Annotated in this window: 25 protein-coding genes; 17 read left to right on the forward strand and 8 right to left on the reverse strand. The window is 51.8% G+C overall.

Annotated elements, in window-relative coordinates:
- Window positions 1-18: 18 nt before the first annotated feature.
- Both H142_RS0109890 and H142_RS15295 read right to left on the reverse strand, forming a co-directional pair.
- On the reverse strand, window positions 19-771 hold the full coding sequence (locus H142_RS0109890; protein WP_017931979.1) for a TVP38/TMEM64 family protein: 753 nt from the start codon (window positions 769-771) through the stop codon (window positions 19-21).
- Window positions 771-1,742 (reverse strand): DUF547 domain-containing protein, encoded by a 972-nt coding sequence (locus H142_RS15295; RefSeq protein ID WP_017931980.1) that lies wholly within the window; start codon window positions 1,740-1,742, stop codon window positions 771-773. Before H142_RS15295 ends, H142_RS0109890 begins: the two co-directional genes overlap by 1 nt.
- Before the next feature lie 229 nt (window positions 1,743-1,971).
- Here H142_RS15295 and rpmH point away from each other — a divergent pair, with 229 nt between their 5' ends.
- The 7 genes from rpmH (at window position 1,972) to H142_RS0109930 (ending at window position 7,736) form a co-directional block, all read left to right on the forward strand.
- Window positions 1,972-2,106 (forward strand): 50S ribosomal protein L34, encoded by a 135-nt coding sequence (gene rpmH, locus H142_RS0109900; protein ID WP_017931981.1) that lies wholly within the window; start codon window positions 1,972-1,974, stop codon window positions 2,104-2,106.
- 29 nt (window positions 2,107-2,135) lie between these two features.
- Window positions 2,136-2,516, forward strand: a complete 381-nt coding sequence (gene rnpA, locus H142_RS15300) for a ribonuclease P protein component (protein WP_017931982.1) — start codon at window positions 2,136-2,138, stop codon at window positions 2,514-2,516.
- A gap of 34 nt (window positions 2,517-2,550) precedes the next feature.
- Window positions 2,551-4,344 (forward strand): membrane protein insertase YidC, encoded by a 1,794-nt coding sequence (yidC, locus tag H142_RS15305; protein WP_017931983.1) that lies wholly within the window; start codon window positions 2,551-2,553, stop codon window positions 4,342-4,344.
- On the forward strand, window positions 4,344-5,033 hold the full coding sequence (yihA, locus tag H142_RS0109915; RefSeq protein ID WP_017931984.1) for a ribosome biogenesis GTP-binding protein YihA/YsxC: 690 nt from the start codon (window positions 4,344-4,346) through the stop codon (window positions 5,031-5,033). The genes yidC and yihA overlap by 1 nt, the downstream gene beginning before the upstream one ends.
- 51 nt (window positions 5,034-5,084) lie before the next feature.
- The gene (argB, locus tag H142_RS0109920; protein WP_017931985.1) at window positions 5,085-5,945 is read left to right on the forward strand and encodes an acetylglutamate kinase; all 861 of its coding nucleotides are present in this window, start codon (window positions 5,085-5,087) and stop codon (window positions 5,943-5,945) included.
- 79 nt (window positions 5,946-6,024) lie between these two features.
- Window positions 6,025-6,993 carry a DUF1036 domain-containing protein gene (locus H142_RS0109925; protein ID WP_169331845.1) on the forward strand — a complete coding sequence of 323 codons (969 nt, stop codon included), beginning with the start codon at window positions 6,025-6,027 and terminating at the stop codon, window positions 6,991-6,993.
- Between the two features lie 32 nt (window positions 6,994-7,025).
- Window positions 7,026-7,736 carry a pyrimidine 5'-nucleotidase gene (locus H142_RS0109930; RefSeq protein ID WP_233341665.1) on the forward strand — a complete coding sequence of 237 codons (711 nt, stop codon included), beginning with the start codon at window positions 7,026-7,028 and terminating at the stop codon, window positions 7,734-7,736.
- On the opposite strand, the gene glpD is transcribed toward H142_RS0109930, so the two are convergent.
- Entirely contained in the window at window positions 7,733-9,259 is a 1,527-nt protein-coding gene (glpD, locus tag H142_RS0109935) for a glycerol-3-phosphate dehydrogenase (protein ID WP_017931988.1), read from the reverse strand. The genes H142_RS0109930 and glpD overlap by 4 nt on opposite strands.
- Before the next feature lie 82 nt (window positions 9,260-9,341).
- Here glpD and glpK point away from each other — a divergent pair, with 82 nt between their 5' ends.
- Window positions 9,342-10,823 (forward strand): glycerol kinase GlpK, encoded by a 1,482-nt coding sequence (gene glpK, locus H142_RS0109940; RefSeq protein WP_017931989.1) that lies wholly within the window; start codon window positions 9,342-9,344, stop codon window positions 10,821-10,823.
- A gap of 44 nt (window positions 10,824-10,867) precedes the next feature.
- Here glpK and H142_RS0109945 read toward each other — a convergent pair whose 3' ends face one another.
- Together H142_RS0109945 and H142_RS0109955 are read right to left on the reverse strand one after the other, a co-directional pair.
- Window positions 10,868-11,638, reverse strand: a complete 771-nt coding sequence (locus tag H142_RS0109945) for a lipid A-modifier LpxR family protein (protein WP_169331846.1) — start codon at window positions 11,636-11,638, stop codon at window positions 10,868-10,870.
- A 247-nt stretch (window positions 11,639-11,885) separates the two neighbouring features.
- Window positions 11,886-13,802 carry a ribonucleoside-diphosphate reductase subunit alpha gene (locus tag H142_RS0109955; RefSeq protein ID WP_017931992.1) on the reverse strand — a complete coding sequence of 639 codons (1,917 nt, stop codon included), beginning with the start codon at window positions 13,800-13,802 and terminating at the stop codon, window positions 11,886-11,888.
- A 618-nt stretch (window positions 13,803-14,420) separates the two neighbouring features.
- Here H142_RS0109955 and H142_RS0109965 point away from each other — a divergent pair.
- Window positions 14,421-15,389, forward strand: coding sequence for a GlxA family transcriptional regulator (locus tag H142_RS0109965; protein ID WP_017931993.1), 969 nt, complete (start codon window positions 14,421-14,423; stop codon window positions 15,387-15,389).
- On the forward strand, window positions 15,389-16,477 hold the full coding sequence (locus H142_RS15310; protein WP_156811991.1) for a heavy metal-binding domain-containing protein: 1,089 nt from the start codon (window positions 15,389-15,391) through the stop codon (window positions 16,475-16,477). The genes H142_RS0109965 and H142_RS15310 overlap by 1 nt, the downstream gene beginning before the upstream one ends.
- Window positions 16,478-16,794: 317 nt before the next feature.
- On the opposite strand, the gene H142_RS15955 is transcribed toward H142_RS15310, so the two are convergent.
- From H142_RS15955 to H142_RS0109990, 3 genes are all read right to left on the reverse strand, one after another.
- The gene (locus tag H142_RS15955; RefSeq protein ID WP_156811992.1) at window positions 16,795-17,904 is read right to left on the reverse strand and encodes a hypothetical protein; all 1,110 of its coding nucleotides are present in this window, start codon (window positions 17,902-17,904) and stop codon (window positions 16,795-16,797) included.
- Window positions 17,905-18,022: 118 nt separating this feature from the next.
- The gene (locus H142_RS15320; RefSeq protein ID WP_033315204.1) at window positions 18,023-18,334 is read right to left on the reverse strand and encodes an ArsR/SmtB family transcription factor; all 312 of its coding nucleotides are present in this window, start codon (window positions 18,332-18,334) and stop codon (window positions 18,023-18,025) included.
- Between the two features lie 78 nt (window positions 18,335-18,412).
- Window positions 18,413-19,996, reverse strand: a complete 1,584-nt coding sequence (locus H142_RS0109990) for an ABC-F family ATP-binding cassette domain-containing protein (RefSeq protein ID WP_017931997.1) — start codon at window positions 19,994-19,996, stop codon at window positions 18,413-18,415.
- Window positions 19,997-20,185: 189 nt separating this feature from the next.
- On the opposite strand from H142_RS0109990, the gene H142_RS0109995 reads away from it, so the two are divergent.
- The 7 genes from H142_RS0109995 to H142_RS0110025 all read left to right on the forward strand — a co-directional run bounded on the left by H142_RS0109995 (window position 20,186) and on the right by H142_RS0110025 (window position 26,475).
- Window positions 20,186-21,583: a circularly permuted type 2 ATP-grasp protein gene (locus H142_RS0109995; RefSeq protein ID WP_033315237.1), complete on the forward strand. Its 1,398-nt coding sequence runs from the start codon at window positions 20,186-20,188 to the stop codon at window positions 21,581-21,583.
- Window positions 21,584-22,525 carry an alpha-E domain-containing protein gene (locus H142_RS0110000; RefSeq protein WP_017931999.1) on the forward strand — a complete coding sequence of 314 codons (942 nt, stop codon included), beginning with the start codon at window positions 21,584-21,586 and terminating at the stop codon, window positions 22,523-22,525.
- A gap of 11 nt (window positions 22,526-22,536) precedes the next feature.
- Entirely contained in the window at window positions 22,537-23,331 is a 795-nt protein-coding gene (locus tag H142_RS0110005) for a transglutaminase family protein (protein WP_017932000.1), read from the forward strand.
- 33 nt (window positions 23,332-23,364) lie between these two features.
- Window positions 23,365-24,108 (forward strand): hypothetical protein, encoded by a 744-nt coding sequence (locus H142_RS0110010; RefSeq protein WP_017932001.1) that lies wholly within the window; start codon window positions 23,365-23,367, stop codon window positions 24,106-24,108.
- Window positions 24,109-24,204: 96 nt separating this feature from the next.
- Entirely contained in the window at window positions 24,205-25,389 is a 1,185-nt protein-coding gene (locus H142_RS15325) for a glycosyltransferase family 4 protein (protein WP_017932002.1), read from the forward strand.
- A gap of 93 nt (window positions 25,390-25,482) precedes the next feature.
- Window positions 25,483-26,121, forward strand: a complete 639-nt coding sequence (locus tag H142_RS0110020; protein ID WP_017932003.1) for a MarC family protein — start codon at window positions 25,483-25,485, stop codon at window positions 26,119-26,121.
- Window positions 26,122-26,181: 60 nt separating this feature from the next.
- Window positions 26,182-26,475, forward strand: coding sequence for a YggT family protein (locus H142_RS0110025; RefSeq protein WP_017932004.1), 294 nt, complete (start codon window positions 26,182-26,184; stop codon window positions 26,473-26,475).
- Window positions 26,476-26,488: the final 13 nt, after the last annotated feature.

A 26,488-nucleotide genomic window follows, 5' to 3' on the forward strand; every position in this document is an offset into this window, starting at 1 on the left:
GGACATGCCGCGGCGCCGTTAAGACTCCGCGGGATTGCCTTTGATTTTTTTATAAATAACGGGGATGAGCGCTAAAATAATAAGACCGATAATCGGCAGAAGCACTGTAGGCTGTGTCATAATGCCGGATAGTCCCGCATCTTCCCCTGCATCTAGAGCTGCGCCAATGCCCGCGCCCACACTCGCATAAACAAAGCTTCCCGGCATGATCCCGAAAAAGGTCGTGACCAAATAATTTCTGAATTTTACGCCAAATAAGGCCGGCGCGATGTTAACGACAAAAAACGGGAAGGCCGGAACAAGCCGCAATATAAACAGATAGGAAAGTTCGTTTTCTTGCAGTCCTTTTTCAAATTTTTCAAGGGTCTTACCGCCCAGTTTGTCTTTAAACCAATCGCGAAATGCATAGCGCACAGCGAGGAATATGACCGCCGCGCCAACGGTGGCGCCAATAACAATGAATGATCCGCCGATAAGCGTTCCGAACAAAAATCCGCCGAGCAGGGACAGAACCCAAGCGCCGGGAAAGCTGATCGCAGTCAGGGCCGCATAAGCGGACATGAAGGCGAGCGCGGCGATAAAGTAATTACCCTCAACAAAGGCTTTGAACGTAACTTTTTGCTCTTTGAGCGTATCCAGACTGACATATTTGTGTCCGCCCAGTGCAAAGAATAAAATGAAGCCAATCACGATGATCGCGATTGGCCCGTATTTAAAAGCCGGATTTTTTTTATTTTTCTCGGACCCGTTATCCGCTTCTGTATCAGTCATTATTTGACATCCTCATGCTCTTGCTCACTAATTCTTTCCATGCTGGTCTTGCCCGGCTTGGCTGTGCCGGCATTAACCGACCAGTTATAATCGTGACCCGAGACTTTCGTAGCCGCTTTAAGGGCCGTTTTCTTTTCGCCGTTGGCATATGTGCGCATATGGCTGAGAACTCCGGCATCATTTCCGCCGAAATCGTCTTTGTACCAATGATAGATTGAACTGACGTCTACTTTATTACCGGATACTTTGACCCCGCGCTCACTATTTATAAAGGCGGCGGCGGCGGCGTTGAGATCCGCTTCCAATGTTTTAGCGCTCCACGCCTTTTGCATTAAGTTCGGACAGCCGACGGACGCGCAATTGACCATGTAATGGATACGCGGTTCTTTCCAGTTCTTACGCATTGTATCGTGTTCAATATTATTCAGGCTCATCGATTGACCTTCGACAGTCACGACTTTCATGTCCCACGGACCTTTGGCGCCGAAAAGCTTATTGGGGCCAATATCGCGAATGGAGTCGACAGGCCAGTTCTTTGCGACCACTTGTACAGTCAGGGCGTTATAAAGATTAGCCCAATAGGCCAGCGCCGCGTCTTTACCCATGGATGAGGGGCTCTTTGCAGCCAGTGTATCAACATAGGTGCCCAGCATTGTCATATGCTTTGGGTTTTTCGACAAGGCATCATAGTCGAAGCGCACCAATGAGCCATCCTTAACGGTGTAGCGGTGCAACATAATTGTCCACGCATTGCCGTCATCACTCATAGCCGTATCCTGTTTTTTCATATCATTGCCGTTGTCTGCGGCCTTAGACGCTTGCGCGGCCGAATCAGCGGGCATGCTGTCGGCGGGTACAGTTTCATTAGCCACTGGCGATTTAGGCGCCTCATCGGAGCGGTTTGCCCCTGCGTCCTGACAGGCCAGAAGAGTCAGCGCGGCGGCGGCGGTGAGTAGATATCTTGCGGACATAGAAGGCCCCTTATTTTCAATTTCATTACTGACCTAACGCATAGTCATGCTAAAATATCCTCAAATCCGTGTCACACTTTTGTGCGCGGTGTGTTACAAGTCCTAAGAGCGTCATTTTTTGCTGCGCATATTACTCTGCATTGCTTGACACTGCGACGAGCGCCGTCTATTTGCCGCGCTTAGATTTCAGGCCCCCTGCACGAACAGGGTGTGGCCTTTGGAGACCGATATGAAAAGAACATTTCAACCCTCAGAGCTTGTCCGCAAACGTCGCCACGGCTTTCGTTCGCGTATGGCAACAAAAAACGGCCGCAAGATTCTGGCCCGCCGCCGCGCTAAAGGCCGTAAGCGTCTTTCAGCGTAGCTCTGCGCCCGCCTCCATGCGGGGCAAATATGACAGATAATCTATTAGAACTCGGATCGCTGACCAAGCGGTCCGAGTTTTTGCATGTGCGTAATGGCCGTTACGCCGCGCGCGGCACAGTCGTTATTCAAATGCGGCCGTGCGAAAGCGCGGGTTCGGGCGTTCGCGCCGGCTTTACCGCCACCAAGAAAATCGGCGGCGCAGTGGTGCGAAACCGCGCCAAACGCAGGCTGCGCGCGCTGGCAAGGGCGTTTTTACCAGCCCTTGGCGTTGCGGGTCATGATTATGTCTTTATCGCGCGCATGGAGACCGCCAGCGCCCCGCATGAGCGGCTTATGCATGATGTACAAAAAGCGCTGGAAAAACTGCGCGCGGGCGGTCATAAGCCGCGCGAAACACGCAATAGCTGATATCGCCTCACACCAAACTGGAAATCCCTAAAAGATGGACGATCAACGTAACTTACTTCTGGCCCTGCTCCTCTCCGGACTGGTTTTATTCGGCTATATATTCTTTGTTGAAGGCCCCGCCCGCGAGCGCGCCATAGCCGCATATGAGGCGCAACAAACCGAAGACGCCGCGAATAATCCAACGCTCGCTACTGACCCGATGGGCGCGGATACCGTTCCGGAAATCCAAGACCGCGAAATCTTGCTGTCTTCCGAACGCCAAACCGGGGGGCGCATCGCGATTAATACTCCGGCGCTTAAGGGATCATTTTCCCTGCGTGGAATGCGGTTTGATGACCTTGAACTGGTCGATTATGACAAAACGTTAAAGCCAGTCGATGGCAAAGTCGTTTTATTCTCGCCCCAAGGGTCTGACCATGCAGCATATATTTATGACAATTGGGTGCGCGGCGAAGGCGCTTCCGGTGCTGATCAGGTCTGGAGCCTTGTCAGCGGCGAAGCCCTTACGCCAACAACCCCCGTCTCCCTCTCCTATGAGGGCAATGGATATAGCGTCACGCGCAATGTCTCCATCGACGACAAATATCTGATTACACTCGACGACACAGTCTTAAATACATCAGGCAGCGAAATCATTCTGACCCGCAAAGGCGCTGCGCGCCAGCATGGCCTGCCTGAAGGGCTAACCAATTTCTTTATCCTGCATGAAGGCGCGGCCACAGTCGTCGATGGCTCGCTGGAAAAAGCCAAATATAAAAAAGTGCGCAAGGCCAAAGAGCCGATCACCCATAGCGGGGAAAGCGGCTGGGTCGCCCTGACGGATAAATACTGGCTCTCCGCAGTCATCGCGCCGTCAGGACAGGTCATGACATCGACCTTTGATTTCCAAAATCAGGACGGGTCGGATTTCTACCAAGCCGGCTATGAGCTTAAACCGATGATCCTGTCTGCTGGATCAACTATTCAGAGCACGGGCCATATGTTTGCCGGCGCAAAAGAAGTGAAGCTGCTCAACCAATATAGCGAGCAGCTCGGCGACGATAAACTGGATTTCGCTATTGATTTTGGCAAGATTCTTTACCCGCTTACCCGGCCCATGACGACAGGCCTGAACTGGCTCGGGCACAAGACGGGCAATTTCGGAATCGCCATTATGATTATGACGCTGCTGATCAAATTGGTGCTCTTCCCGCTCAATAATAAAGCCTATGCCAGCCAGGCCAAAATGAAGGCCGTGCAGCCTAAGACGAAAAAATTGCAGGCGCTATACAAAGAAGACCCGCAGACCCTTCGCGTCAAAACGATGGAGCTTTATAAAAAAGAAGGCGTCAATCCGGTCGGTGGCTGTCTTCCGATGATTCCGCAGATATTTATCTTCTTTGCACTTTATAAAACGCTGCTAATTAATGTGGATATGCGCCACGAGCCGTTCTTTGCGTGGATTCGCGATTTGTCGGCCAAAGACCCGCTGTCTATTTTAAACGGTTTCGGCATACTGCCCTGGGATCCTGTCCCGCTTGCTTTTCTATCCTTCTTCGCCATTGGGCCGCTTGCGCTGATGTATGGCGCGTCTATGGCGGCCATGCAGACGCTCACACCGAATGCGGCAACCGATCCGATGCAAAAGAAAATCTTCCAGCTCATGCCGCTGATATTTATGTTTATCCTTGCGCCGTTTGCGGCCGGTCTATTGGTCTACTGGGTCTGGAACAATATCCTGACTTTCGCGCAGCAATATATCATCACCCGCCGCTATGGCGTTGAAACGCCGTTCGATAAGTTTTTCGGCAAAATTTTTGGTAGCAAGTCAACGGAGACGGCGGAGTAATGAACGCCTCTGTCCCAAACGAAAACGCTGAATTAGCGCTATCACCCGAAGAACAGGCGCGCCAAAAAGCATGGCTGGAAGACGGTCATCAGCTCTTTGCCAAATCTGTTACCTTCATGCTCTCTGTGGTCAGCATGGACAGCCTTCCTAATCCTGATCTGCCAGAAGTGTGTTTCGCGGGACGCTCCAATGTGGGCAAAAGCACATTGATCAATGCTCTGACCAATCAGAATAAGCTTGCCAAAGCCTCAAATACGCCCGGCCGGACGCGCGAGCTAAACTATTTCAATGTCAGTGACCGCCTGCGCCTCGTTGATCTGCCCGGATTTGGCTATGCCCGCGCCTCGAAAACCGATATCGAGAAATGGACGAAGCTGACCCGTAAATTTTTACGTGGCCGCGCGCCGCTACGCCGCGTTTTCCTGCTTATCGATAGCCGCCACGGATTCAAAGACAGCGACATTGAAGTTATGTCCATGCTCGACGAGACGGCCGTAATCTATCAGATCGTCTTGACCAAGATCGACAAAATCAAACCGCCCGCTGTTGCGAAATTGATGAAAAACGTCAAAAAGCGTATTGCCAAACGCCCCGCCGCTTATCCGAATGTGATCGCGACAAGTAGCGAGAAGAAAACCGGTATCGAAGAGCTGCGCGCAGAAATCGCCGCGCTGGCTTTGCCGCTTTAATCTTGGCTTTTATTAACTTGGAGCGCGCTCAAACAGCGCTATAAGGCCGCCATGCAAAGACGACAAGACGAGACGGGATGGCAGAGCGCAAAGACGCTGTCCGAAGCCCTGCCCTTTATCCAGCGTTATGCGGGACGCACAATCGTGATCAAGTTCGGCGGTCACGCCATGGGCGATGCGCAGCTAACGCGTGACTTTGCCAATGATGTTGTACTTCTGAAGCATTTGGGTATTAACCCGGTTGTCGTGCATGGCGGCGGACCTCAAATCGGCTCTATGCTGGAGCGTTTGTCGATCAAAAGTGAATTTGTCGACGGCCTGCGCGTCTCTGATTTGGAAACCGTAGAGGTCGCCGAAATGGTGCTGTCCGGCGCCATTAACAAATCTATTGTTGCCGCAATTAATGCTGCGGGTGGCCGCGCGGTCGGGATTAGCGGACGCGATGCGGGGCTGATTACAGCGCGCCAGAAAAGCAAAAATCTTGGTTTTGCAGGAGAGCCGGAAACGGTCGATGCATCAGTTCTAAAAACGCTGGCCGGCGCCGATGGCGGCTATATTCCGGTCGTCTCCCCTATCAGCTCCAGCGTGGATCATAACGCACTCAACGTGAATGCCGACAAGGCCGCAGGCGTGATCGCGGCAGCCTTGGGTGCGATGCGGCTGATGCTGATGACGGATGTCACGGGCGTCTTGGATAAAGACAAGCAGCTCATTACCGATGTCAGTACGGATGACGCACAAAGCTTGATTGATACAAATGTAGCGATCGGGGGCATGATCCCCAAACTCGAGACAGCGATTGAAGCCGTTAAAGGCGGCGTCGAAGCTGTGGTTATTTTAGACGGACGGCGGGCGCATGGTCTGGTCGTCGAATTATTTACGGATCACGGTGCCGGTACACTTATACATTAAAGCTTGCGCCCTACGGCTGACTCTGGGCGTGTGTCTGGCCGCCGTTGCGTCAATGCCACTGTCCGCGCAGGATGCAGATATGCCGGTTTCTCCGGACAGCCCTGCCTGGCAGGTCTGTAACGAGACGTCATATGTTTTGCGCGCGGCTTCGGCCTATGCGGTGGATACCAAAATTACCGCCCAAGGCTGGGTTAAATTATACCCCGGCGCATGCTCGGCCATGGATGGCCCGCGCGGCGCAGCGCGCTACCTCTTTGCTGAAAGCAGCGAAGCTCACCAAGGCGGCATTCGTGAATGGGCCGGCAAATCCCCGATTTGCGCCAGTAATACCGAGTTCAAATCTGACCCGGAACAGTCCTGCGACGTCCAGAATCTCGAAACGCGTTCGTATTTCGCTATTGATCCCTCAGAGAGCCGTACCAGCCTTGTCGAACCTGAAGATTTTGGTGCACGCGCCGAAGCTGCCGGAACGCAACGCTTGCTATCCGATTCTGGATTTAAAATTGCGCGCATTGACGGCCGTCCGGGCCGGCAGACCAATCGCGCGCTTGCGAAATTCCTGCGTGAAGCCAAAATGGATGGCGCAGCGAGCACTGCCGAAAAATTCGCAGCGTTGGAAGCCGCCGCTTTTAAACGTCAGGCGCAAGTCGGGATTACAGTTTGTAATGAGGGTTCGCGTGAAATATGGGCGGCGGTAGCCTATTTGGACAGCGGAGATTTCGAGACGCGGGGGTGGTGGGCGGTTAATCCGGGACAGTGCGCCCGTCCTCACACGGTAAGCATTAAAGATACGGAGCCGCATATTTTTGCCTTAATGAAAGGGGACAACGAAAACGCGCCTGATAAGGTCTTGCGCGCCGAGAGCGCTTCCCTGTCCCGGTTTTGTATTGCCGAGTCACGGTTTTCGACCACTTTGCGTGAGAACTGTCTGGACCGGGGCTACCGATCCGCCAGCTTCCGCTCCCTGCCCGCTGATAAGGACGGTGTTCAGATCAAACTTACCGACGCCGATTTTGCAGCAAAATCATCTGGTGGACTACGCCGCTAATGACAACAGTATCGCCGCATATACGCGATCGCGTGAGCGATTCGCGCATAGCCAATCTCGTCCATTGGATTTTCGATTTGGATAATACGCTCTACGCTGCGGACGGCGCATTTTTTGCGCAAATCGACAAAAAGATTACGACCTTTATCAGTCGTTATCTTTCTTTGCAGGATCACGAGGCGCGGCTGTTACAGAAAAGCTATTTAGTGGAATATGGAACCTCCCTGTCCGGACTAATGGCTGTTAACGGCATGGATCCAGCGGAATTTCTCGATTATGTCCACGATGTTGACCTGGACGCGTTAAAGCCCTCCCCTGCGCTGCGCGCAGCGATTGAAGCTCTGCCCGGACAACGTCTCATTTATACAAATGGCTCCAAAGCCCACGCCAAAAATGTCGCGACGCATCTTAATCTATTTGATCTGTTCGACGGCAGCTTTGGTGTCGAAGACGGTCATTATGTGCCTAAGCCCAAGCCTGAACCCTATACTGTGTTTAACACGTTATTTGACGTCGAACCGACCCGCGCCATCTTCTTCGAAGATAGCCTGCGCAATTTAAAAGTCCCGCACACTATGGACATGGTCACCGTGCTAATCACAAATGATTTTGACTGGTCACACGAGCCTGAAGATGTGCGCCCGGGCGGCGCGGGGCGTTTTGACAGTGCCGATTATGATCATGTCGATGTCATTACATCTGACCTCAGCGCTTGGTTGTCTGAGAGGGTCGGAGAAAGCTAAGCTCTATCTTCAAACCATGCCGCCAAAGCGTCGCGCTCAGCCTCACTCATATGCAGGCCGCGTTTTGTCCGTCTCCAGAGCACATCATTGGCGCTCATCGCCCATTCGTTATCAATCAAATACTCCACCTCGCGCTCATATAATCCGGCCCCGAAGTGCTTCCCCATATCATTCTGGCCTTGGCAATTCTCAAGCACGTCATGAATAAGCGTGCCGTAACAGCGCAGCAAACGGTGCAGTAACGTCTTATCTATCCATTTATAATGGCGCTGCATTTGAACTTCAAAGCGCTCAAAGTCGCCGCCCGGAATATCGCCGCCCGGCAGCACGGCATGCTCGGTCCAATCCCCGCCCGCATCAGGAAAGAATTTTGATAATTTCTGCAAAGCATGTTCAGAAAGCTCGCGATAAGTGGTGATTTTGCCGCCGAATATAGACAGGATAGGCGCCTCAGTATCGCTGCCTTCGAGGTCGAAAACATAGTCGCGCGTCACTTCAGAGGCATCGTCTTTTTTATTATCATAAAGTGGGCGTACTCCAGCATAATCCCATGCAATATCAGAGACGCTAATCGGGGTTTTTAGATATTCATTGGCCGCGCCGATCAGATAGTCCCGCTCAGAATCGCTGATCTTGGGCGGGCCATCCGCCGGATCATACGGCGCGTCCGTCGTTCCGATCAGCGTGTAATCATTCTCGTAAGGAATACAGAAAATGATGCGGTCATCAGCGTTTTGGAACATATAAAGATGATCGCCTTCATAGAGCTTACGCGTCACAATATGGCTGCCTTTGATAAGGCGAAGGTGATCTTCTTGACGTCCCGGCAAAGCCGTTTCCAATATCTCGTCCACAGCAATTCCGGCGGCGTTGACGACGGCGCGGGCACGTATAGTAATTTGCCCTGATGCGTGCGGGGCCTGTCCGTCCAATACCGCTGTCCACATTCCGTCCGCACCGCGCGATAATGCGCTGCATTTGACGCGCGGCAATATATTGGCGCCCGACCGTGCAGCCTGCACGGCGTTCAAAACCACCAAGCGCGCATCATCTACCCAGCAATCGGAAAACTCGAAACCCTTGGTCATATTGTCTTTAAGAATTGATAAATGCGGCTCTTTAAGAAGATTACGTGTCTTTGTACCCGGAAGTGTTTTCCGGCCGCCGAGATTATCATATATAAACAGCCCAAGACGCAGCATCCAGGCCGGACGCAATTCGTCGTGATGTGGCAGCACTATCCGTAATGGCCAGACAATATGCGGGGCTTTGCGGAGCATGACTTCACGTTCCCTCAAGGCTTCGCGCACAAGGCGAAACTCCATATGCTCCAGATAGCGCAGACCGCCATGGATCAATTTTGAGCTGTTAGAACTGGTCGCGCCGGCCAAATCGCCCATTTCGCACAGTGTCACAGACAGTCCCCGCCCTGCCGCGTCATTCGCAATACCGCAGCCATTAACGCCGCCGCCAATAACCAGAATGTCTTGAATATCATCAATAGGGGATAATTTATGTGTCATGGCGCAATGTTCGCAAACTCTGCCGAATTTGCAAGCCCTGCAATCTCTGGACAGTGGTCTATCGCCAGCCTAAATATCTATTATGACCAAATCTGCTATACTCGCGCTCGACCAAGGCACAACGTCAAGCCGCGCTATATTATTCGATGAGTCTGCGCGGCCAATTGATAGCGCGCAGCGCGAGTTCGAGCAAATTTATCCCGACAATGGATGGGTTGAACACGACCCCGAAGCGATCTGGGAGACGACGCTTTGGGCAGCCCGTAAAATGCTGCGCCGGGCTAAACGTGACGGAATTACAATCAAAGCCATCGGCATTACTAATCAGCGTGAGACGACCTTGCTGTGGAACCGCAAAACCGGAAAGCCAATCTATAATGCTATCGTCTGGCAAGACCGCCGAACGGCCGAGCAATGTGAAAAGCTGCGCGAGAAAAACGGGGCGGCCGCGATTGCGGATAAAACCGGACTGATTGTCGATCCCTATTTTAGCGCAACAAAAATAGCATGGATTCTCGACAATGTTAAAGACGCGCGCAAAGCGGCCAAGGCGGGCGAGCTGGCTTTCGGCACGGTGGACAGCTTTCTAATCTGGCGTCTGACGGGAGGCACGCGCCATGTCACAGACGCCACCAATGCCAGCCGTACAAATCTGTTTAATATCAAAACGCAAAAGTGGGACGCGGCGCTTCTTAAATTCTTTGATGTGCCGGACACTGTCTTGCCAGAGGTTTTGGACTGCGCGGATGATTTCGGGTTGACGGAGAAATCCGTGCTCGGCGAAGCGATTCCGATCCTCGGTGTGGCGGGGGATCAGCAAGCGGCCCTCATCGGGCAAGGTTGTTTCAAACCGGGCCAGATTAAAAGCACATATGGCACAGGGTGTTTTGTTGTGCTTAATACAGGAGGCAAAATTGTGCGCTCTCAGCATCGCCTGCTCTCCACTGTCGGCTACCGTCTGGGCGGGAAGACCACCTATGCACTGGAAGGGTCTATTTTCGTCGCTGGCGCGGCGATACAATGGCTGCGCGACGGGCTAAAAATCATTAAAAAAGCTGAAGACACGGAAGCCATGGCGCGCAGCGTTGAGGATAGCGGCGGCGTGACGGTCGTGCCGGCCTTTACCGGACTTGGCGCGCCGCATTGGGACGCAGAGGCGCGCGGGGCCGTGCTTGGCCTAACACGCGCCACTACGCGAGAGCATATTGTCCGCGCGACGCTGGAGAGCCTGTGTTATCAAACTGCGGATTTGCTCAACGCTATGACCGAGGACGGCGTCTCGGCGCGCGTGATCAATGTCGATGGCGGCATGGTCGCCAATGATTGGTTCTGCGAATATCTTTCCGCCGTTTTGGGCATTCCCGCAACCCGTCCTGACTTTATGGAAACAACGGCGCTGGGCGCAGCTTATCTGGCAGGGCGTGAATGCGGTCTTTATCCGGAGTATTCAAAACTCTCCGAAAAATGGCCCCACAGTTCAACATTTAATGAGGCCATGAGCGTGAAGACGCGCAAGGCTTTGATGAGCAACTGGCACAGAAACGTAAAACGCGTGTTGGATTAGCCAACACGCGTCATATTTTTAAATCTATGCAGGTTAAATAGTTTTTAGTGACGCCATGTCAGAGACAGAGCCGCCGCATCTTCTTTATATTTGTAATCTTCGGCGCGACCTTCACGGCGTAGATAGGTCAGGGACAAATCCGCATCGCCGATACGGTAAGCCAAACCGGCCTGGGCGTCGCCGACAATTATGCGGTCTTGAAGCTGAAACTCGCCGCTATATAGACGGCGCGGATTTCCGGGCTCAAATGTCACGGCCTGCGCGTCAGCACCGGCAAAGAAATACCATGTATTATTGTCAGGACCATCGCCGCTTTTCAGATTGTCACCAACTTTAACCAAAGCGCCGACCAAAGCCGAGCTGCTCTCATCATCAAAGCGTACATTAGCGCGCGGCGTTAAAGCGAGGCCGAGACCGGTTTTGCCTACACGGGCAAAATCCTTAGAAAACCCGATAACGCTTTTCGTCTCATTAACATTACATTGCGCTGTGGTGCGCAGACACAGACCTTGGTCTAGATCGAGTTTGAACAAAGGAGACGAGGCATCATTTGGCGAGTCGAAGAGGGCGTCGCGCAAAACGGGCGTCATGCCAACTAGATCCTTGCCCGGCTCAATACGCTCTGCATCTGTTGCACGGCGGGTTAAATCCAGGCCGAAGGTGGCCGGGCGCTGTGTAAGGGTCTGAACCGACCAGCTATTATTATTTGAAGATGACTCGTCTTTATCAGCATCAGAGCTCTGCGCGTAAGTGGCGGGAGCATACATAAGCACGCCAGCAACGAGCATGGCCGTCAAACCACTGTATTTACTCATTTTATTGCCACACATATGTGTCATTTGCTTTTTACCCCGCGTTGAAAAGACCGCGTGTTCACAATCACGTTATCATAAACCCTACGCCTAAACTAGCCTATTTGTTCCTGACCCTAGTTGATATCTCATAAACCACCTTAACCTAACCTTAACGCGAATTAATATGGTACTTGCCATGCAAAAAGCCCGCCAAACTGTGACGGGCCTTATAAAATCTTATTGTGTCAATATTCTGACAGTGCAGGATTTATTGGCAGGCTAAGCATTCTTCATAATCTGTGGGCGCAGCCGCCTCCATCGCTTTTTCCATATCCGACTTTTCAACCTTATCCTCAGACCCTGCAAATGCAGCGCGCTGGATAGATTTGGAACGGCAATAATAAAGCGACTTGATTCCCAGCTCCCAAGCTGTCCAGTGCAGCATATGAAGATCCCATTTTTGGATATCACCCGGCAGAAAGACATTCAGAGACTGGCTCTGGCAGATATAAGGCGTACGGTCAGCAGCCAGTTCAATCACCCAGCGCTGATCGAGTTCGAAAGCCGTCTTGAACGTATCTTTTTCGTGCTGATCCAGTTCGGCAATGTGCTGAACGGAGCCCTCATGCTCGAGAATTGTCGCCCATGTCTCCGGCGCATTGATGCCTTTGGCCTCTAACGCGGCTTCGAGATATTTGTTCTTGACCGTAAAGCTGCCGGACAGGGTCTTATGGGTATAAATATTGGCCGGAATAGGCTCGATACCGGCGGACGTTCCGCCGCAGATGATCGAGATCGAGGCCGTAGGCGCCACCGCCATTTTGTGGCTAAAGCGCTCCATCACGCCGGCATCGGCGGCATCCGGACACGGACCGCGCTCTTCAGCAAGCTTCTTGGACGCCGCATCCGCGCCGCGGCGCATCGTAGCAAATATCCGTTTATTATGGGATTTGGCCATAGCACTCTCAAACGGTATGCTCTTTTGCTGCAGGAAGCTGTGAAAGCCCATCAAGCCGAGGCCGACGCTACGCTCGCGGGCGGCAGAATAAACTGCATCACCCATTTTATCCGGCGCATCATCGATGAAGCTTTGCAGGACATTGTCGAGGAAGCGCATAATATCTTCGATAAAGCCCTCTTCATTTTTCCACTCATCATAGGTTTCGGCATTAACGGAGGACAGGCAGCACACAGCGGTGCGCTGGCGGCCCGCATTATCCTTGCCCGTAGCGAGCATGATCTCTGAGCACAAATTAGACTGTTTGACTGACAGGCCCTGCGCTTTTTGGTGACCGGCCAGAGCCTTATTCACTGTATCGGAGAAGACCAGATAAGGCTCTCCGGTTTGCAGGCGCATAGACAGAATTTTCTGCCAGATTTTGCGGGCGTCGACAACTTTGAGGACTTCATTGGTTTTTGGGCTGCGCAAACCAAATTCCGCACCGTCGCGGACAGCGTTCATAAATTCGTCGGATATATTCAGACCGTGGTGCAGGTTGAGCGATTTACGGTTAAAATCGCCGGACGGCTTGCGGATTTCCAGGAACTCTTCGATTTCCGGATGATGCACGTCCAGATAGACGGCCGCAGAGCCGCGGCGCAGCGAGCCTTGGGAAATCGCCAAAGTCAGACTGTCCATGACGCGGATGAAGGGAATAATACCCGACGTCTTACCCGCACGGCCGATTTTCTCGCCAATGGAGCGCACATTGCCCCAATAGGTTCCGATGCCGCCGCCATTTGAGGCGAGCCAGACATTTTCGTTCCAGACGTCAACAATGCTATCAAGGCTGTCATCGACTGTATTCAAAAAACAACTGATCGGCAGGCCGCGTTTTGCGCCGCCATTGGACAGCACAGGCGTGGCCGGCATGAACCAGAGTTTTGACATATAATCATAAAGGCGCTGCGCGTGATCCTGATCATCTGAATAAGCGACAGCAACGCGGGCAAACATATCCTGATAGCTTTCTTCGGGCAGAAGGTAGCGGTCAACCAGCGTGGTTTTGCCAAAATCCGTTAGATTGTCATCACGCGAGCGGTCAATCTTGACCGTCTTGACAATTTTCAAAGCCGGCGCAGGGGCCTCGCGGTGCAGAGCTTTGCTCTGCGGCTTGGCCGGCGCGTCGAGCGTCTGCATATCCATGGCCAATGCTGTATCTAAACCGCGGTCTTCTTCTGACATCTTTAATCCTATCGTCTACGGGTCTATGCCCGATCAAAATGGCCTTTAAGGCCTCTCAGCGCCGCCGGATCCGTTAGCCTCTCAAATTTACGCACACAAAGTAACGTGTGACCGATCATTGGCTAAAGTTAACAGCCGACCGATAACGCTGCGTGCCTCCACTTGGCCCGCCAGACTTCTCATTTGATTGGTTAGTCCCCTTGGACCCCCGACATCTATATATAGGGGGTAAGTTGGCCCGTTCGTCAATATATAGTTACGCAAAAACTGAATTTTTTTCTTAATAAGTCGTAAATGACGCTGACAGGGCGTTAACAAATAGCGCAGGATTGCGACAACGGCGAACAGCCGGATGCGATTTCATTGAGAGTTCAACGGGTTTGACAGAAAGGCGCGGCTAGTTATGTATATAATGTCCGGTATGTTTAACATCGCCCGCGCCTTTAACGAGCCGTTTGAAGGCGTGTTTTATTATGCGGGGGAGTGAGGGGATTTAACGAAGACCACCAATGTCTGAGTTGGGGGGATAGCAGACTAAAGCCTTCCGACTTTACGTATGTCCGTTTTAGTAGTATTTTTGTCATTTATGTCACGACTAATTTTGATTAGTCTCCAGTAATGAGCGCCAAACGAAAAATTGCCGTTGTTGTGTATGACCAAGTTAATGGTATCGATATCACAGGGCCTTCAGAGGCCTTCGGATGTGTTAATGATCACAATGGCAATGGCCGATATGAAATTGAGGCATGGGCTGTTGACGAGCTGATTGTTCGCACCGAGTCTGGGATACGATTATGCGCGGATAAAAATTTACCTCAAAAGCCCAAAGCTGACATCCTTATAATTCCTGGGGGAAAAGGTATTCGTGATCCAAAAACACTGCGTGTGATTTCGAATTGGATAAAACTTCATCACGCAAATTTTGACCGCGTTACTGCAATTTGCACAGGTTCTTATGCACTCGCCGATTCTGGATTGTTAGATGGGCGGTCAATTACCACGCATTGGGCCCACGCCAAGGATCTTGGAAATTGCTACCCAAAAGTTTCTGTAAATTCTGACGCACTGTTTATACAAGAAGGCCGATTTTATACGTCCGGCGGTGTCACATCAGGAATCGATCTCGCTTTGGAGATTATTGAAGCAGACTTTGGTGCCCAAACCGCTATGAAGACCGCGAAGGAGTTAGTTGTTTTCCTGAAGAGGCCAGGCAACCAAGCTCAATTTTCATTACCCTTGGAATTACAGAGCGGGGCTCCACCTGCTTTAGCCGATACCTGCAAATGGGCAGTTACCAACCTAGATTCTGACCTATCTGTCGAGTCCCTTGCATCTCATGCAGGACTAAGTCCTCGGCATTTTTCGCGGATTTTTCGACAGGCTTTTGGAATGCCACCCGCATCTTTTGTTAAGCGTTTACGCCTTGACGCGGGCAGAACACTTTTAGCCAAGGGTCTTGGTCTAGAGCGCGTGGCCGCTGCAACAGGGTTTAAAACTACGGATGGTTTCAGTCGCGCATTTGAATGTGAATTTAAGACTTTACCAAGTGAATACCGAAAACGCTTTTGGATAAGTGAGGAAACATAATGCTGCAGTTCTCCCGTAGAGGTTTTCTAGCATCTTCACTTGCTTTAACAGCGTGCTCAATTGAACATAACGAAAATATTCAGATAGAGAAATTCATCTGCCCGCCCTGTGGATGCTCGCTTGATCATGTAGAGTTTGATGAGCCCGGCCCTTGCCCTGATTGTGGCATGTCTCTTGCTCCGAAACATGAAACTGATTTAGGTTTTGAGCCTAAAAGATTAGCCGTTCGCGCAGGTTCGTATGAAATGCCCGGTGGAGTTGGTCATGAACACCATCGCATTCAAGTTCACTACTACAAGCCGGAGAGGTTCAACCCTGATTCAAGCATCCTGCTAATTATTCCAGGTGCAGGCAGGAATAGTGTCGACTACCGCAATGCTTGGCTTGGTGCTGCAAAGGACAAAAACATACTCATCGCGGCATTGGGGTATTCTGAAGATGACTATGATCTCGCAGCCTATAACATGGGTGGTGTCATTCGGAACTTTGTTGCCGAGAATGTCGATAATGAAACACGCGGTGTTATTCGCGTAAGCGATGATGACATTAAATTCCAAATCAATCCAAAAAGGGAGGAATGGCTCTTCAACGACTTTGACCGTATTTTCGAGTCCCTTAAAATAGCAACAGGTTCAATGGCAAAGACCTATGATGTTTTCGGTCACTCTGCTGGGGGACAAATCATTAATAGAATGGCGCTATTTTATTCGAAATCACAGGCTAATAGAATAGTTGCAGCGAATGCAGGTTGGTACACATTGCCTGAACTGAGTAGGCCACTGCCCACGGGTCTTGGCGGTTCGCCAATCAATGAAAGTGAGCTCGCCAACGCGTTCGCATCAAAGCTTACAATCCTTTTAGGAGAAAACGATAATAGCGATAGCGCTGGTGGCACACTACTCCGCACGCCTATTATTGATGAACAGGGATTGGGACGTTTAGCAAGGGGTAAAAATTTCTATGCTGTTGCAAAGGCACAAGCGCAATCCTTTGACGTACCGTTTAATTGGACATTGGAAATTGTTCCCAAGGCTGGCCATGATTTTGAAGTCATGAGCCGAGCCGCGGCAAACATGCTTTTTCCTTGATTGATTTCAGCTAACGACCGCTATGGGGATGATGCTACTCTAACCCGGTCAGCGTCCACCACCAATTTCTTATAATCCCTCAAATCGCCGTCATAACGCTTGGCTTTATTGACCTGCCCTTATCTGTCGGCTGTGGCTTCGGCGAGATAGACATCATAGGTGATTAAAAGAGACGTGCCGGGGAAATCGTTAAGCGTATAGATAAGCGCTTCGCGGTTATCAGTATCCAAATGAGAAATCGCCCGCGCCTTTAGCGAGCCGTTTGAAGACGTGTTTTATTATGCGGGCTGATTATGGGCAGTTCACATTATCGCGGGTTAAAACCGGCGCCAGGCCTCCGCCTTCTGTTCGCATATTCGTCGTTTGCCCTTGATAGACGCGCGCCGCAAACGCCATGGCTTGACCCTCATAGGTATATAGACCCGGACGTCGAACTTTAATGTGAGCTGGCGGGCCTCTACTGTGACAGCCCGCAATGATGGCGTCACGAAGTGTTGCGCCACATAGCCGCCCTCACTTATATGCGCCCAGACTTTGCGCGTCAGCTTTGCGCCCCGATATGTCGCGCGACTCCCAAATCCGGCGTCCGGTTTGAAAAAATATTGCTTTCGCTGAGCCCAAAGCTGATCTGCATTATCCGCGGTGACCGCAATTGTTTTTGGAATTTTTGACAATGCCAATTGATGTGCAGGAGCCACACCCCAGCTCTCCAAAAGTTTGGGATCACTTAGCCGGATTAAATTTCGTTTATCGGCGTAAATTGCGTGATGGCGCGGAGCCGGCGTCACGACGACATCGTCGTTTTGAAGCGCGTCGCGCACGACGCTATTTTGGTCTAATGATAAATCAAAATCAGTCAGGCGGTTATAGATTAAATCAACAGTCCGGCCATTCACCGATAGGGCCTTCCCGTCATAGGCGCAGTCTTTGGGGTCGGCGATTGTAACCGTAAATCCGCTTTCGCGAAGACTGTCAGCCGCCAAGAGCATATCAGGATAGTGAAACTGCTCTTCTGGCGCTTCATCAATAATAGCGATCGTTTTGATCGGCCCTGTCCGGCCGGCGGCACGCCATTCAGATATAAACATCTGCGCGATATCGTCGTTAAAATTAGGATTTTGAACATTTGCTGCGCGCTCAAGCGCATTGACAATAAAGGCGCCGCCCGCATTGGTATTAATCTCGATAAGGCGCGGCCCTTCGGGCGTGATATGAAAATCATAGCCCATAAAGGCGCCTTTGGTTTGGCTTTGCGTGGTTATGGCAGGGTGAGAGCCGCGCGCGAGGGCTGCTTTGCGATATGCGGGTAAGGCTGCAACAGTTTCAATCGCCGCAATTTGCTGCAAAATATTCTGCTTATCACCGGCCGACAGAAACACAGCCGTCTTGGCGAAATAATGTGGCCGCGTGGCCAGTAAGGCCTTCACAATAACTGGCGCGTCGGTCTGGGATAAAATCTGAGCGTCAATCGCCGCTCTTTCTAGTTGAAAACAAAAACAGCTCTCATTGAGACGGGCTATGTCAGTGGCGACGTTACATATCATATCAAGTTACCAATTGCGGCACAGCAATTTTACCGCCGCAGCAATCCTGCATCAAATAAGTCATGACTGCCGCAAGCTGCCCAAATTCTGCGTGGTAGATAATATGGCGTCCCTCGCGCCGCGATGCCACAAGCCCGGCTGTGCTTAACACGAGTAATTGGGCCGAAGCTGTTGGCGCGCCGACGCTCCCCAGTTCAGCCAGACGTCCGGCAGACAGGCCTTGCGGCCCGGCCTGTATAAGATGGCGGATCAAATTAATGCGGCCCATATGGCCCATTGCGGAAAGGCACTTCACAGCGAGGTCATCGTTCATAGTTTAATATTACATGAAGTATTGAACTATTCAAGCCATTCTACAAATTGTCAATATGGGCTTAAAAATAGAGCAGCGTTAAGCCCGGTCAGCGGCCATCACTAATTTCTTATAGTCGCGCAGATCGCCGTCATAGCGTTTGGCTTTGCCGTTTTTGACCAGCCATAATCTGTCGGCTGTGGCTTCGGCGAGATAAACATCATGGGTAATAAGAAGAACCGCGCCGGGGAAATCATTGAGCGCGTAGATCAGGGCTTCGCGGCTATCAATGTCCAAATGCGAGGTCGGCTCATCGAGGATAAGCACATGCGGCTTGTCAATCGACATCAAGCCGAGCAGCAGGCGCACTTTTTCGCCGCCGGAGAGTTTCTCAACCCGTGTTTCCACTTTTTCGTGGCTAAAACCCATGGCGGCTGCCGCGGCGCGCGCCTTATGCTCGAGCGTGCCGTGAGGCAATTTTTGCGTGATATGGTTGAGAACCGTCTCGCCTTCGGTCAACTCGTCGAGTTGATCCTGAGAGAAATAACCGATTTTGAGCGCCGATGGCGCTTTGCGGTTGCCGCTCATCAACGGCAGGCGCTCGGCAATGGATTTGACCAATGTCGTTTTGCCCTGCCCGTTCGCGCCGACAATGGCGACGCGGTCATCGGGATCAAGGCGCAGATTAACCCGCGAGAGAATTTGCGCGCCTTCGCCATAGCCCAGATCGGCATTTTCCAGCTCCAGCATAGGCGGAGCCAGCTTACCCTTGGGCTTGGGAAAGTGAAACGGCGTCGTGCGCTCGGATATCGGGATGGCAATATCCTGCATTTTTTCGAGCATTTTAACGCGCGACTGCGCCTGGCGGGCTTTACTGGCCTTGGCTTTAAAGCGATCAACAAAGGCCTGAAGATGAGCGCGTTCGGCGTCCTGTTTGACCTTTTGCGATTCCAGCTGCGCCGACTTGGCCGCGCGCAAGGTCATCCAATCGTCATAGCCGCCAGGCGTGAGCATTAGCTCCTGATGTTCAAGCGCCAGCGTATGCGTGACGCTGCGGTTCAGCATTTCGCGGTCATGGGAGACCATGATGACAGTATGGGGGTATTTCTGGATATAGCCTTCCAGCCACGCCGCGCCTTCAAGGTCGAGATAATTGGTCGGCTCATCGAGCAGCAGCACGTCCGGTTCAGACACTAAGACGCCGGCAATCGCCGCGCGCATGCGCCAGCCTCCGGAAAACTCTTTGGTCGCGCGGTGAAACTCATCCGGTGAAAAGCCCAGACCGGATAGCACTTTGGCGGCGCGCGTGTCGGCGTTCCACGCGTCCATATCGGTCAGGCGTTCATAGATATAGCCCAGACGGTCGGGATCGGTCGCCGTCTCCATCTCTTTCATCAGGCTGTGGCGCTCTGGATCGGCAGCCAGAACGACGTCCATAATAGTGTCATCTGTGGCGGCGACTTCCTGAGCAACCCAGCCCAGCCGGGCATTTTTACCGATACGGATAGCCGAGTCGCCTTTGGCATTTTCGACATCTTCACGGATCAGGCGCAGTAAGGTGGATTTGCCCGTACCGTTACGACCGATTAACCCAACCTTCCATCCGGCAGCAATAAAGGCGCTGGCTTTTTTAAACAGCGGGCGGCCCTGAACGGCGTAATCGAGATCGGTTATCGTAAGCATGGGCGCGCATTAAGGGGCTAGGGGCGAAACGCAAGTCTCTTTCGCCGCTGTGACTGCACTGTAGTGCTGTCGGAGACAAAAAACCGCTATTTGTCGGTTATTTAGATCATTTGCAGCCAATTGCCTTGTCATCCGTTGGTTAAGCAGCTTTGATAAAAACTGGAGGGCCGTTTGGAATTTTTTGACGAAATGTATGCTGGCGAGGGCGATCCGCGCGCGGCATATTCAAGCTATCACGACTGGTTTAGCAGTCAGAAACCCAAAGCTTTAAAGCAGAAAATGCGCGAAGCCGAAGCGGTGTTCCGGCGCACTGGTATTACCTTTAATGTTTACGGACAGAAAGACGCCGAAGAACGGCTGATCCCATTTGATATCGTGCCGCGCATTATTGCTGCCGATGAATGGGCCAAAGTTTCACGCGGGATTGAGCAGCGTGTCAAAGCGCTTAACGCGTTTTTACACGATATTTACCACCGGCAGGAAATCGTACGCGCCGGCCGCCTCCCGGCTGCGCTGATCGAAAATAACGAAGCCTTCCTTCAGCAAATGATCGGCGTCACCCCGCCCGGCGGCGTTTATACCCACATTGTCGGTACGGACCTTGTACGAACGGATAAGGACGAATTTTACGTTCTTGAAGACAATGCCCGCACGCCGTCCGGGGTCTCCTATATGCTGGAGAACCGCGAGACGATGCTGCAAATGTTTCCGGAGCTGTTCGCGGCCAATAAAGTGCAGCGGGTCAGCAATTACCCTCATTCGCTTCGCCGTTCATTATCGAAATGCGCGCCGAATTTATGTGAGGACAAGCCCGTACTGGCTGTTCTGACGCCCGGCATCCATAACTCCGCCTATTTCGAGCATGCCTTCTTGGCCGAACAAATGGGCGCGGAGCTGGTCGAAGGCCATGATCTGAAGATCAAAGATGGCCGCGTCTGTATGCGCACGACGCAGGGTTATAAAAAAATCGACGTGATCTACCGCCGCATTGATGATGATTATCTTGATCCGCTGAATTTTGATCCCAACTCGATGCTGGGCGTGCCGGGTATTTTTGATATTTACCGCGCGGGCGGCATTACAATTGCCAATGCGCCGGGCGCAGGAATTGCCGATGACAAAGCAATTTACTCTTATATGCCTGATATTATTGAATTTTATACCGGCGAACCTGCGCTGCTTAAAAACGTAGAAACATGGCGCTGTTCAGAGCCGCAATCGCTTAAATATGTGCTGGATAATCTTAAATATCTTGTTGTCAAAGAAGTCCACGGCTCCGGCGGCTATGGCATGTTAATCGGCCCGGCAGCCAATAAAAAAGAGCTGTCTGATTTCGAGGCTAAACTAAAAGCCGACCCGTCCAATTATATCGCGCAGCCGACTTTGGCGCTGTCCACGACGCCCGTCTTTACCAAATCCGGTCTGTCACCGCGTCATGTTGATCTGCGTCCTTTCGTGCTGGTCGCGCCCGACCATATTGAAATTACGCCCGGCGGCCTGACCCGCGTGGCTATGGAGAAAGGCTCTCTGGTAGTCAATTCAAGTCAAGGCGGCGGAACCAAAGATACCTGGGTTCTGGAGGCTTAGATGTTAGGAAAAACCGCAGGCGGCCTCTTCTGGATGTCGCGCTATCTCGAACGCAGTAAAAATATTGCGCGCCTTGTCGATGCAGGTTTTCGCATTGCGTTGACCCGCGCGCAATCGTCGGAAAAAGACTGGGAGTCTATTTTAGCCACGACCGGCACGGCGGAGGCCTATCACGAACGCTATGACAATCTGGACAGCGGCAAAGTGATCGACTTTATGCTGCGCGATACGGCCAATCCGTTCAGCGTAATTTCCGTGATGAAAAACGCGCGGCAAAATGCGCGCCTGTCACGCACAGCGCTCACCCGCGATGTATGGGAAGCCGTCAACGAGGCCTGGCTGCTGATCAGAAAGCGTCTGGACAAGCCGATAGCGGAGACTGATCTTCCGGCCGTATTAGGCTTGATTAAGCGCCAGACCATGCAGGTTCAGGGCGCGTTTCATGCCACCATGCTGCGCAATGATATTTATGACTTTGCCCGTCTGGGCACATTTGTTGAGCGCGCGGATAATACGGCGCGTATACTCGACGTAAAATATTATGTTCTACTCCCCTCCGCAGCGTCGGTCGGGTCCCCACTGGATAATATGCAGTGGGAAAATGTTTTGCGGTCTGTTTCAGCCGAGCAAGCTTATCGCTGGCTGCATCAGGACGAAATTACGTCCTCCGGCATCGCGCATTTCCTCATTCTTGATAGCTGCTTGCCGCAATCGCTGATTTTTTGCGTTAAGGAAATCGACGGCATTCTGTGGCGCATTAACGACCATTACGGTGCGGATTTACCGTCATCACAGCTCAATAAAGAGCTTCTCGCCTGTCTGGACGGTAAGTCCATAAGCGAGATTTTTGAGGGCGGCCTTCATGAATTTATTATCGATTTTCTGGCCCGCAATAATGCCTTAGCCGCACAGATCGAGACCGATTACCGGTTCTGGGCTTAGTTGGAAAAATTATGCAATTATCCGTATCACACACCACACGTTATAATTTCGAAACGGCTCCGGCTTATGGCTTGCAGCAGCTTCGCCTGACGCCCAAAACCAATGCGGGTCAAGAGGTTCTGGATTGGACGCTCGATATTGAAGGCGCGCAGACACAGGCTATTTTTGATGATGAGCATCGCAACCGCACCCATTTGATTTCCATCAATGACGGTGCCAAAGAGGTTCTGATTACATCGCGCGGCACGCTGGATATGACCGATCAACACGGGATTGTCGGTACACATGGCGGTTTTACGCCGTTGTGGCTTTTTTTACGTCAAACCGATTTGACTACGGTTGGCGACGGCGTTACCGCGCTGGCCGCAACATTACCGGATGCACCGGACGCGACGGCGTTTCACGCTTTATCCAAAGAGATTGCCCGCCGCGTCAATTATGAAACAGGTCAGACCGGCGCGACGACCACAGCTGAGGAGGCGCTCGATCAGGGCGCAGGCGTCTGTCAAGATCACGCCCATATTTTCATATCAAGTTCGCGTCTTGCCGGACATCCCGCCCGCTATGTCAGCGGTTATTTGATGATGAATGACCGTGTGGATCAGGATGCAACCCATGCCTGGGCTGAGGTCTGGATTAAAGACCTCGGCTGGACGGGCTTTGATGTGTCAAATGGCATCTCTCCGGATGCAAGATATGTTCGCGTTGCGACAGGATTAGATTATAATCAGGCCTCGCCGATTAGCGGAATCACACTGGGTGGCTCAGGCGAAACTATAAATGTTAATGTTCAGGTACAACAATAAATCTGAACTTTCAGGCATATAGAAAGACTATAAATGACATATTGCGTCGGCATGACCCTTAAAAACGGGCTTGTTTTCATGTCCGATACCCGCACCAATGCGGGCGTGGACGATATCGCCTCAGTCAAGAAAATGCACACGTGGACGGTCGAGGGCGACCGCGTTATCACTTTGATGACGGCGGGCAACCTCGCGACAACTCAGGCTCTTGTCAGTCTGTTATCAGAACGCTCCATGAAGCCGAAAAAACGTGACCCCTCAATAATGAAAGCGCCGACTATGTTTCAGGTTGCGCGCCTCGTAGGCGACACATTGCGCGAGGTGATTCAGGCCAATGAGGGCAAAAAAGGTCAGCGCACGGATAGCGTATTTAACGCTACCGTCATTTTAGGCGGACAGATCAAAGGCATGCCGCCGCGCTTGTTCATGGTCTATCCTGAAGGTAATTTCATTGAGGCCAGCACAGATAATCCATTTTTCCAAATCGGAGAGACGAAATACGGCAAGCCTATTTTAGTGCGCGCTTATGATCCTGAAATGAGTTATGAAGACGCGATGAAATTATTGCTCGTCTCATTTGACTCGACGATGAAAGCGAATTTATCGGTCGGGTTGCCGCTGGATTATGAGATATACGAAACGGACAGCTATGACGCCAGCCGTCACGGCCGTATTACAACGGACAACCCCCATTACCGCCAAATCTCTGACGGTTGGGGCGACGCAATAAAAACCGCATTTTTGTCGCTGCCCGATTATAATTTCGACGCAGAGTAGCGCGATACCTTAACGCGGCGAGACATAAAACTTTCACACAAATCAACATAAAGCTTAAAGGTGGAGCCCGCGCCGCATTTCGGATAGAAAGCCCAGATGAAAATCCTGATTGTGACAGATGCCTGGGAGCCGCAAATGAACGGGGTCGTTCGCACCTTGTCCAAAACTGCCGAAATGTGCCGGGAGGCCGGACATATTGTAGAGGTCATCGCGCCATCTGATGGCTATTTCACACTGCCGCTTCCGACTTATCCCGATATCCGGCTTGCGCCTTTTGCGGGACGCGATGTGGAGCGGCGCCTCATCCGCTTTGCACCTGAAGCCATTCACATCGCGACCGAAGGGCCGTTGGGGCAGATGGCCCGCGCCCTGTGCATTAAGTGGCAGCTGCCGTTTACGACCAGCTACCACACTAAATTTCCGGAATATATTAAGGCCCGCTTTCCCTTTATTCCTATAAGTTGGCCCTACAAATTTGTCCGTGATTTTCATAATAGCGGCGGACGGATTATGGTCACCACGCCGTCTATGGTCGAGTTTTTGGATAAACGCGGATTTAAAAATCTGGCGCCATGGGCCCGCGGCGTTGATCTAGATCTGTTCAGTCCTGACAAGCGGTTCGCTCCGGACGATGTCTATGCCGGTCTGTCCCGCCCGGTCTGGGTCAATGTCGGCCGTGTTGCCGTCGAGAAAAATATCCAAGCCTTTCTTGATCTCGATTTGCCGGGCAGCAAAGTGATTGTCGGCGACGGGCCGCAGCTCGATGATTTAAAAATTGCCTATCCGGATGTCACATTTACCGGCCCGAAATTCGGGTCGGATTTGGCGCGCCATTTTGCCGATGCCGACGTCTTTGTCTTTCCGTCGCTGACGGACACATTCGGACTGGTCAATATCGAAGCCATGGCCACAGGCACGCCCGTTGCGGCCTATCCTGTGTCCGGCCCCATTGATATTATTCCCGGCTCAAAGGCCGGCATATGTGATGATAATCTGCAAAAAGCCTGTCTTGAAGCGTTAAATCTCTCACGCGATGATGCCGTAGCGCACGCGCAAAAATATAGCTGGAAAGCTGTCAGCGAAATTTTCGTCTCCCACCTGACACCACAATATAATCCGGTCGCGCGGCGAAATTTCAGGCGGATCAGGCGGTTTATCATGATTGCCTCCAGCCCTTATCATGTGGTAAAAATGGCTTATCGGCGAACTAAACGGTTTATCATCGGCAAGCCTATTCCTCCGCTGCATAAGCCTTACCGCAATCCACGTGACCGCCCTTGACCCGGAGATGACCGCATTTTTGCAAGGCCGCTCTGCAAAAGAGACCTGAAGACAGAGGGTTGAAGCTTTGGCAACTTCGCCATAAAGGGCGCTATGTTTGATCTAGAGCTATTTTTGTCCGCATTTGCGATACTGTTCGTAATTATCGATCCGCCGGGATGCGCGCCGATATTTGCGACTCTGACCAAAGGCACGAGCCGCGCCCATCAAAAAGAGATGGCGATAAAATCTGTCATCGTGGCCGGACTGATCCTGATCGGGTTTGTATTTAGCGGTGAATTTATCTTCGACAAGCTGGGCATCAGCCTGGATGCGCTGCGCATTGCCGGCGGTATTATGCTGTTTATTATCGGCCTGAATATGGTGTTCGAAAAACGCACGGAATCGCGCGAGGAACGCGCCGAAGACCTACTTGAGGAAATCGAAGACCCCGAAGACATTTCCGTCTTTCCTATGGGCATTCCGATGATTGCCGGCCCCGGCACCATGGCATCCCTTCTTCTGCTAACCAGTGAACAGAGCAGTATCTACGGCGTTGTCTCTATTCTCAGCGCCTTGCTAATCGTATTGTTGATGACTTTCGCGACCTTCTGGGTAGCCGGGCCGCTCATGCGGTTAATGGGCAAAAGCTTTACCAATGTGCTGACACGCGTGCTTGGCGTATTGCTTGCCACGCTAGCGGCACAGTTCATTATCGATGGCGTATTTAACGCGTTAATTAGCGTATCCTGACCATTGCAACACGCCGCGCGCGCCCTTATGTAATCCTCCTAATTTACAAAGGATAACGGCATGCTGAGCGCAATCTTGACGACACTTCATTATATTTTGACGCTGTATCTTTTCGTGATGATAGCGATGATTGTTATGAGCTGGCTTAAAGCATTCGGTCTGGTTAATGCGCGCAATCCGATTGTCGCCCAAATTGATCAAGTGTTATATGCCCTGACGGAACCTGTTCTTCGCCCTATCCGCAACATCTTACCGCGCACCGGCATGCTCGATCTTTCGCCCATCGTTGTTTTTGTCGTGATAATATTTCTGCAAAGCCTGATACAAAACTTTCTGATAGGCCAATATTTATAGGCTATCCAGCGCA

The sequence above is a fragment of the Robiginitomaculum antarcticum DSM 21748 genome (assembly GCF_000365025.1).
Taxonomy (GTDB): domain Bacteria; phylum Pseudomonadota; class Alphaproteobacteria; order Caulobacterales; family Maricaulaceae; genus Robiginitomaculum; species Robiginitomaculum antarcticum.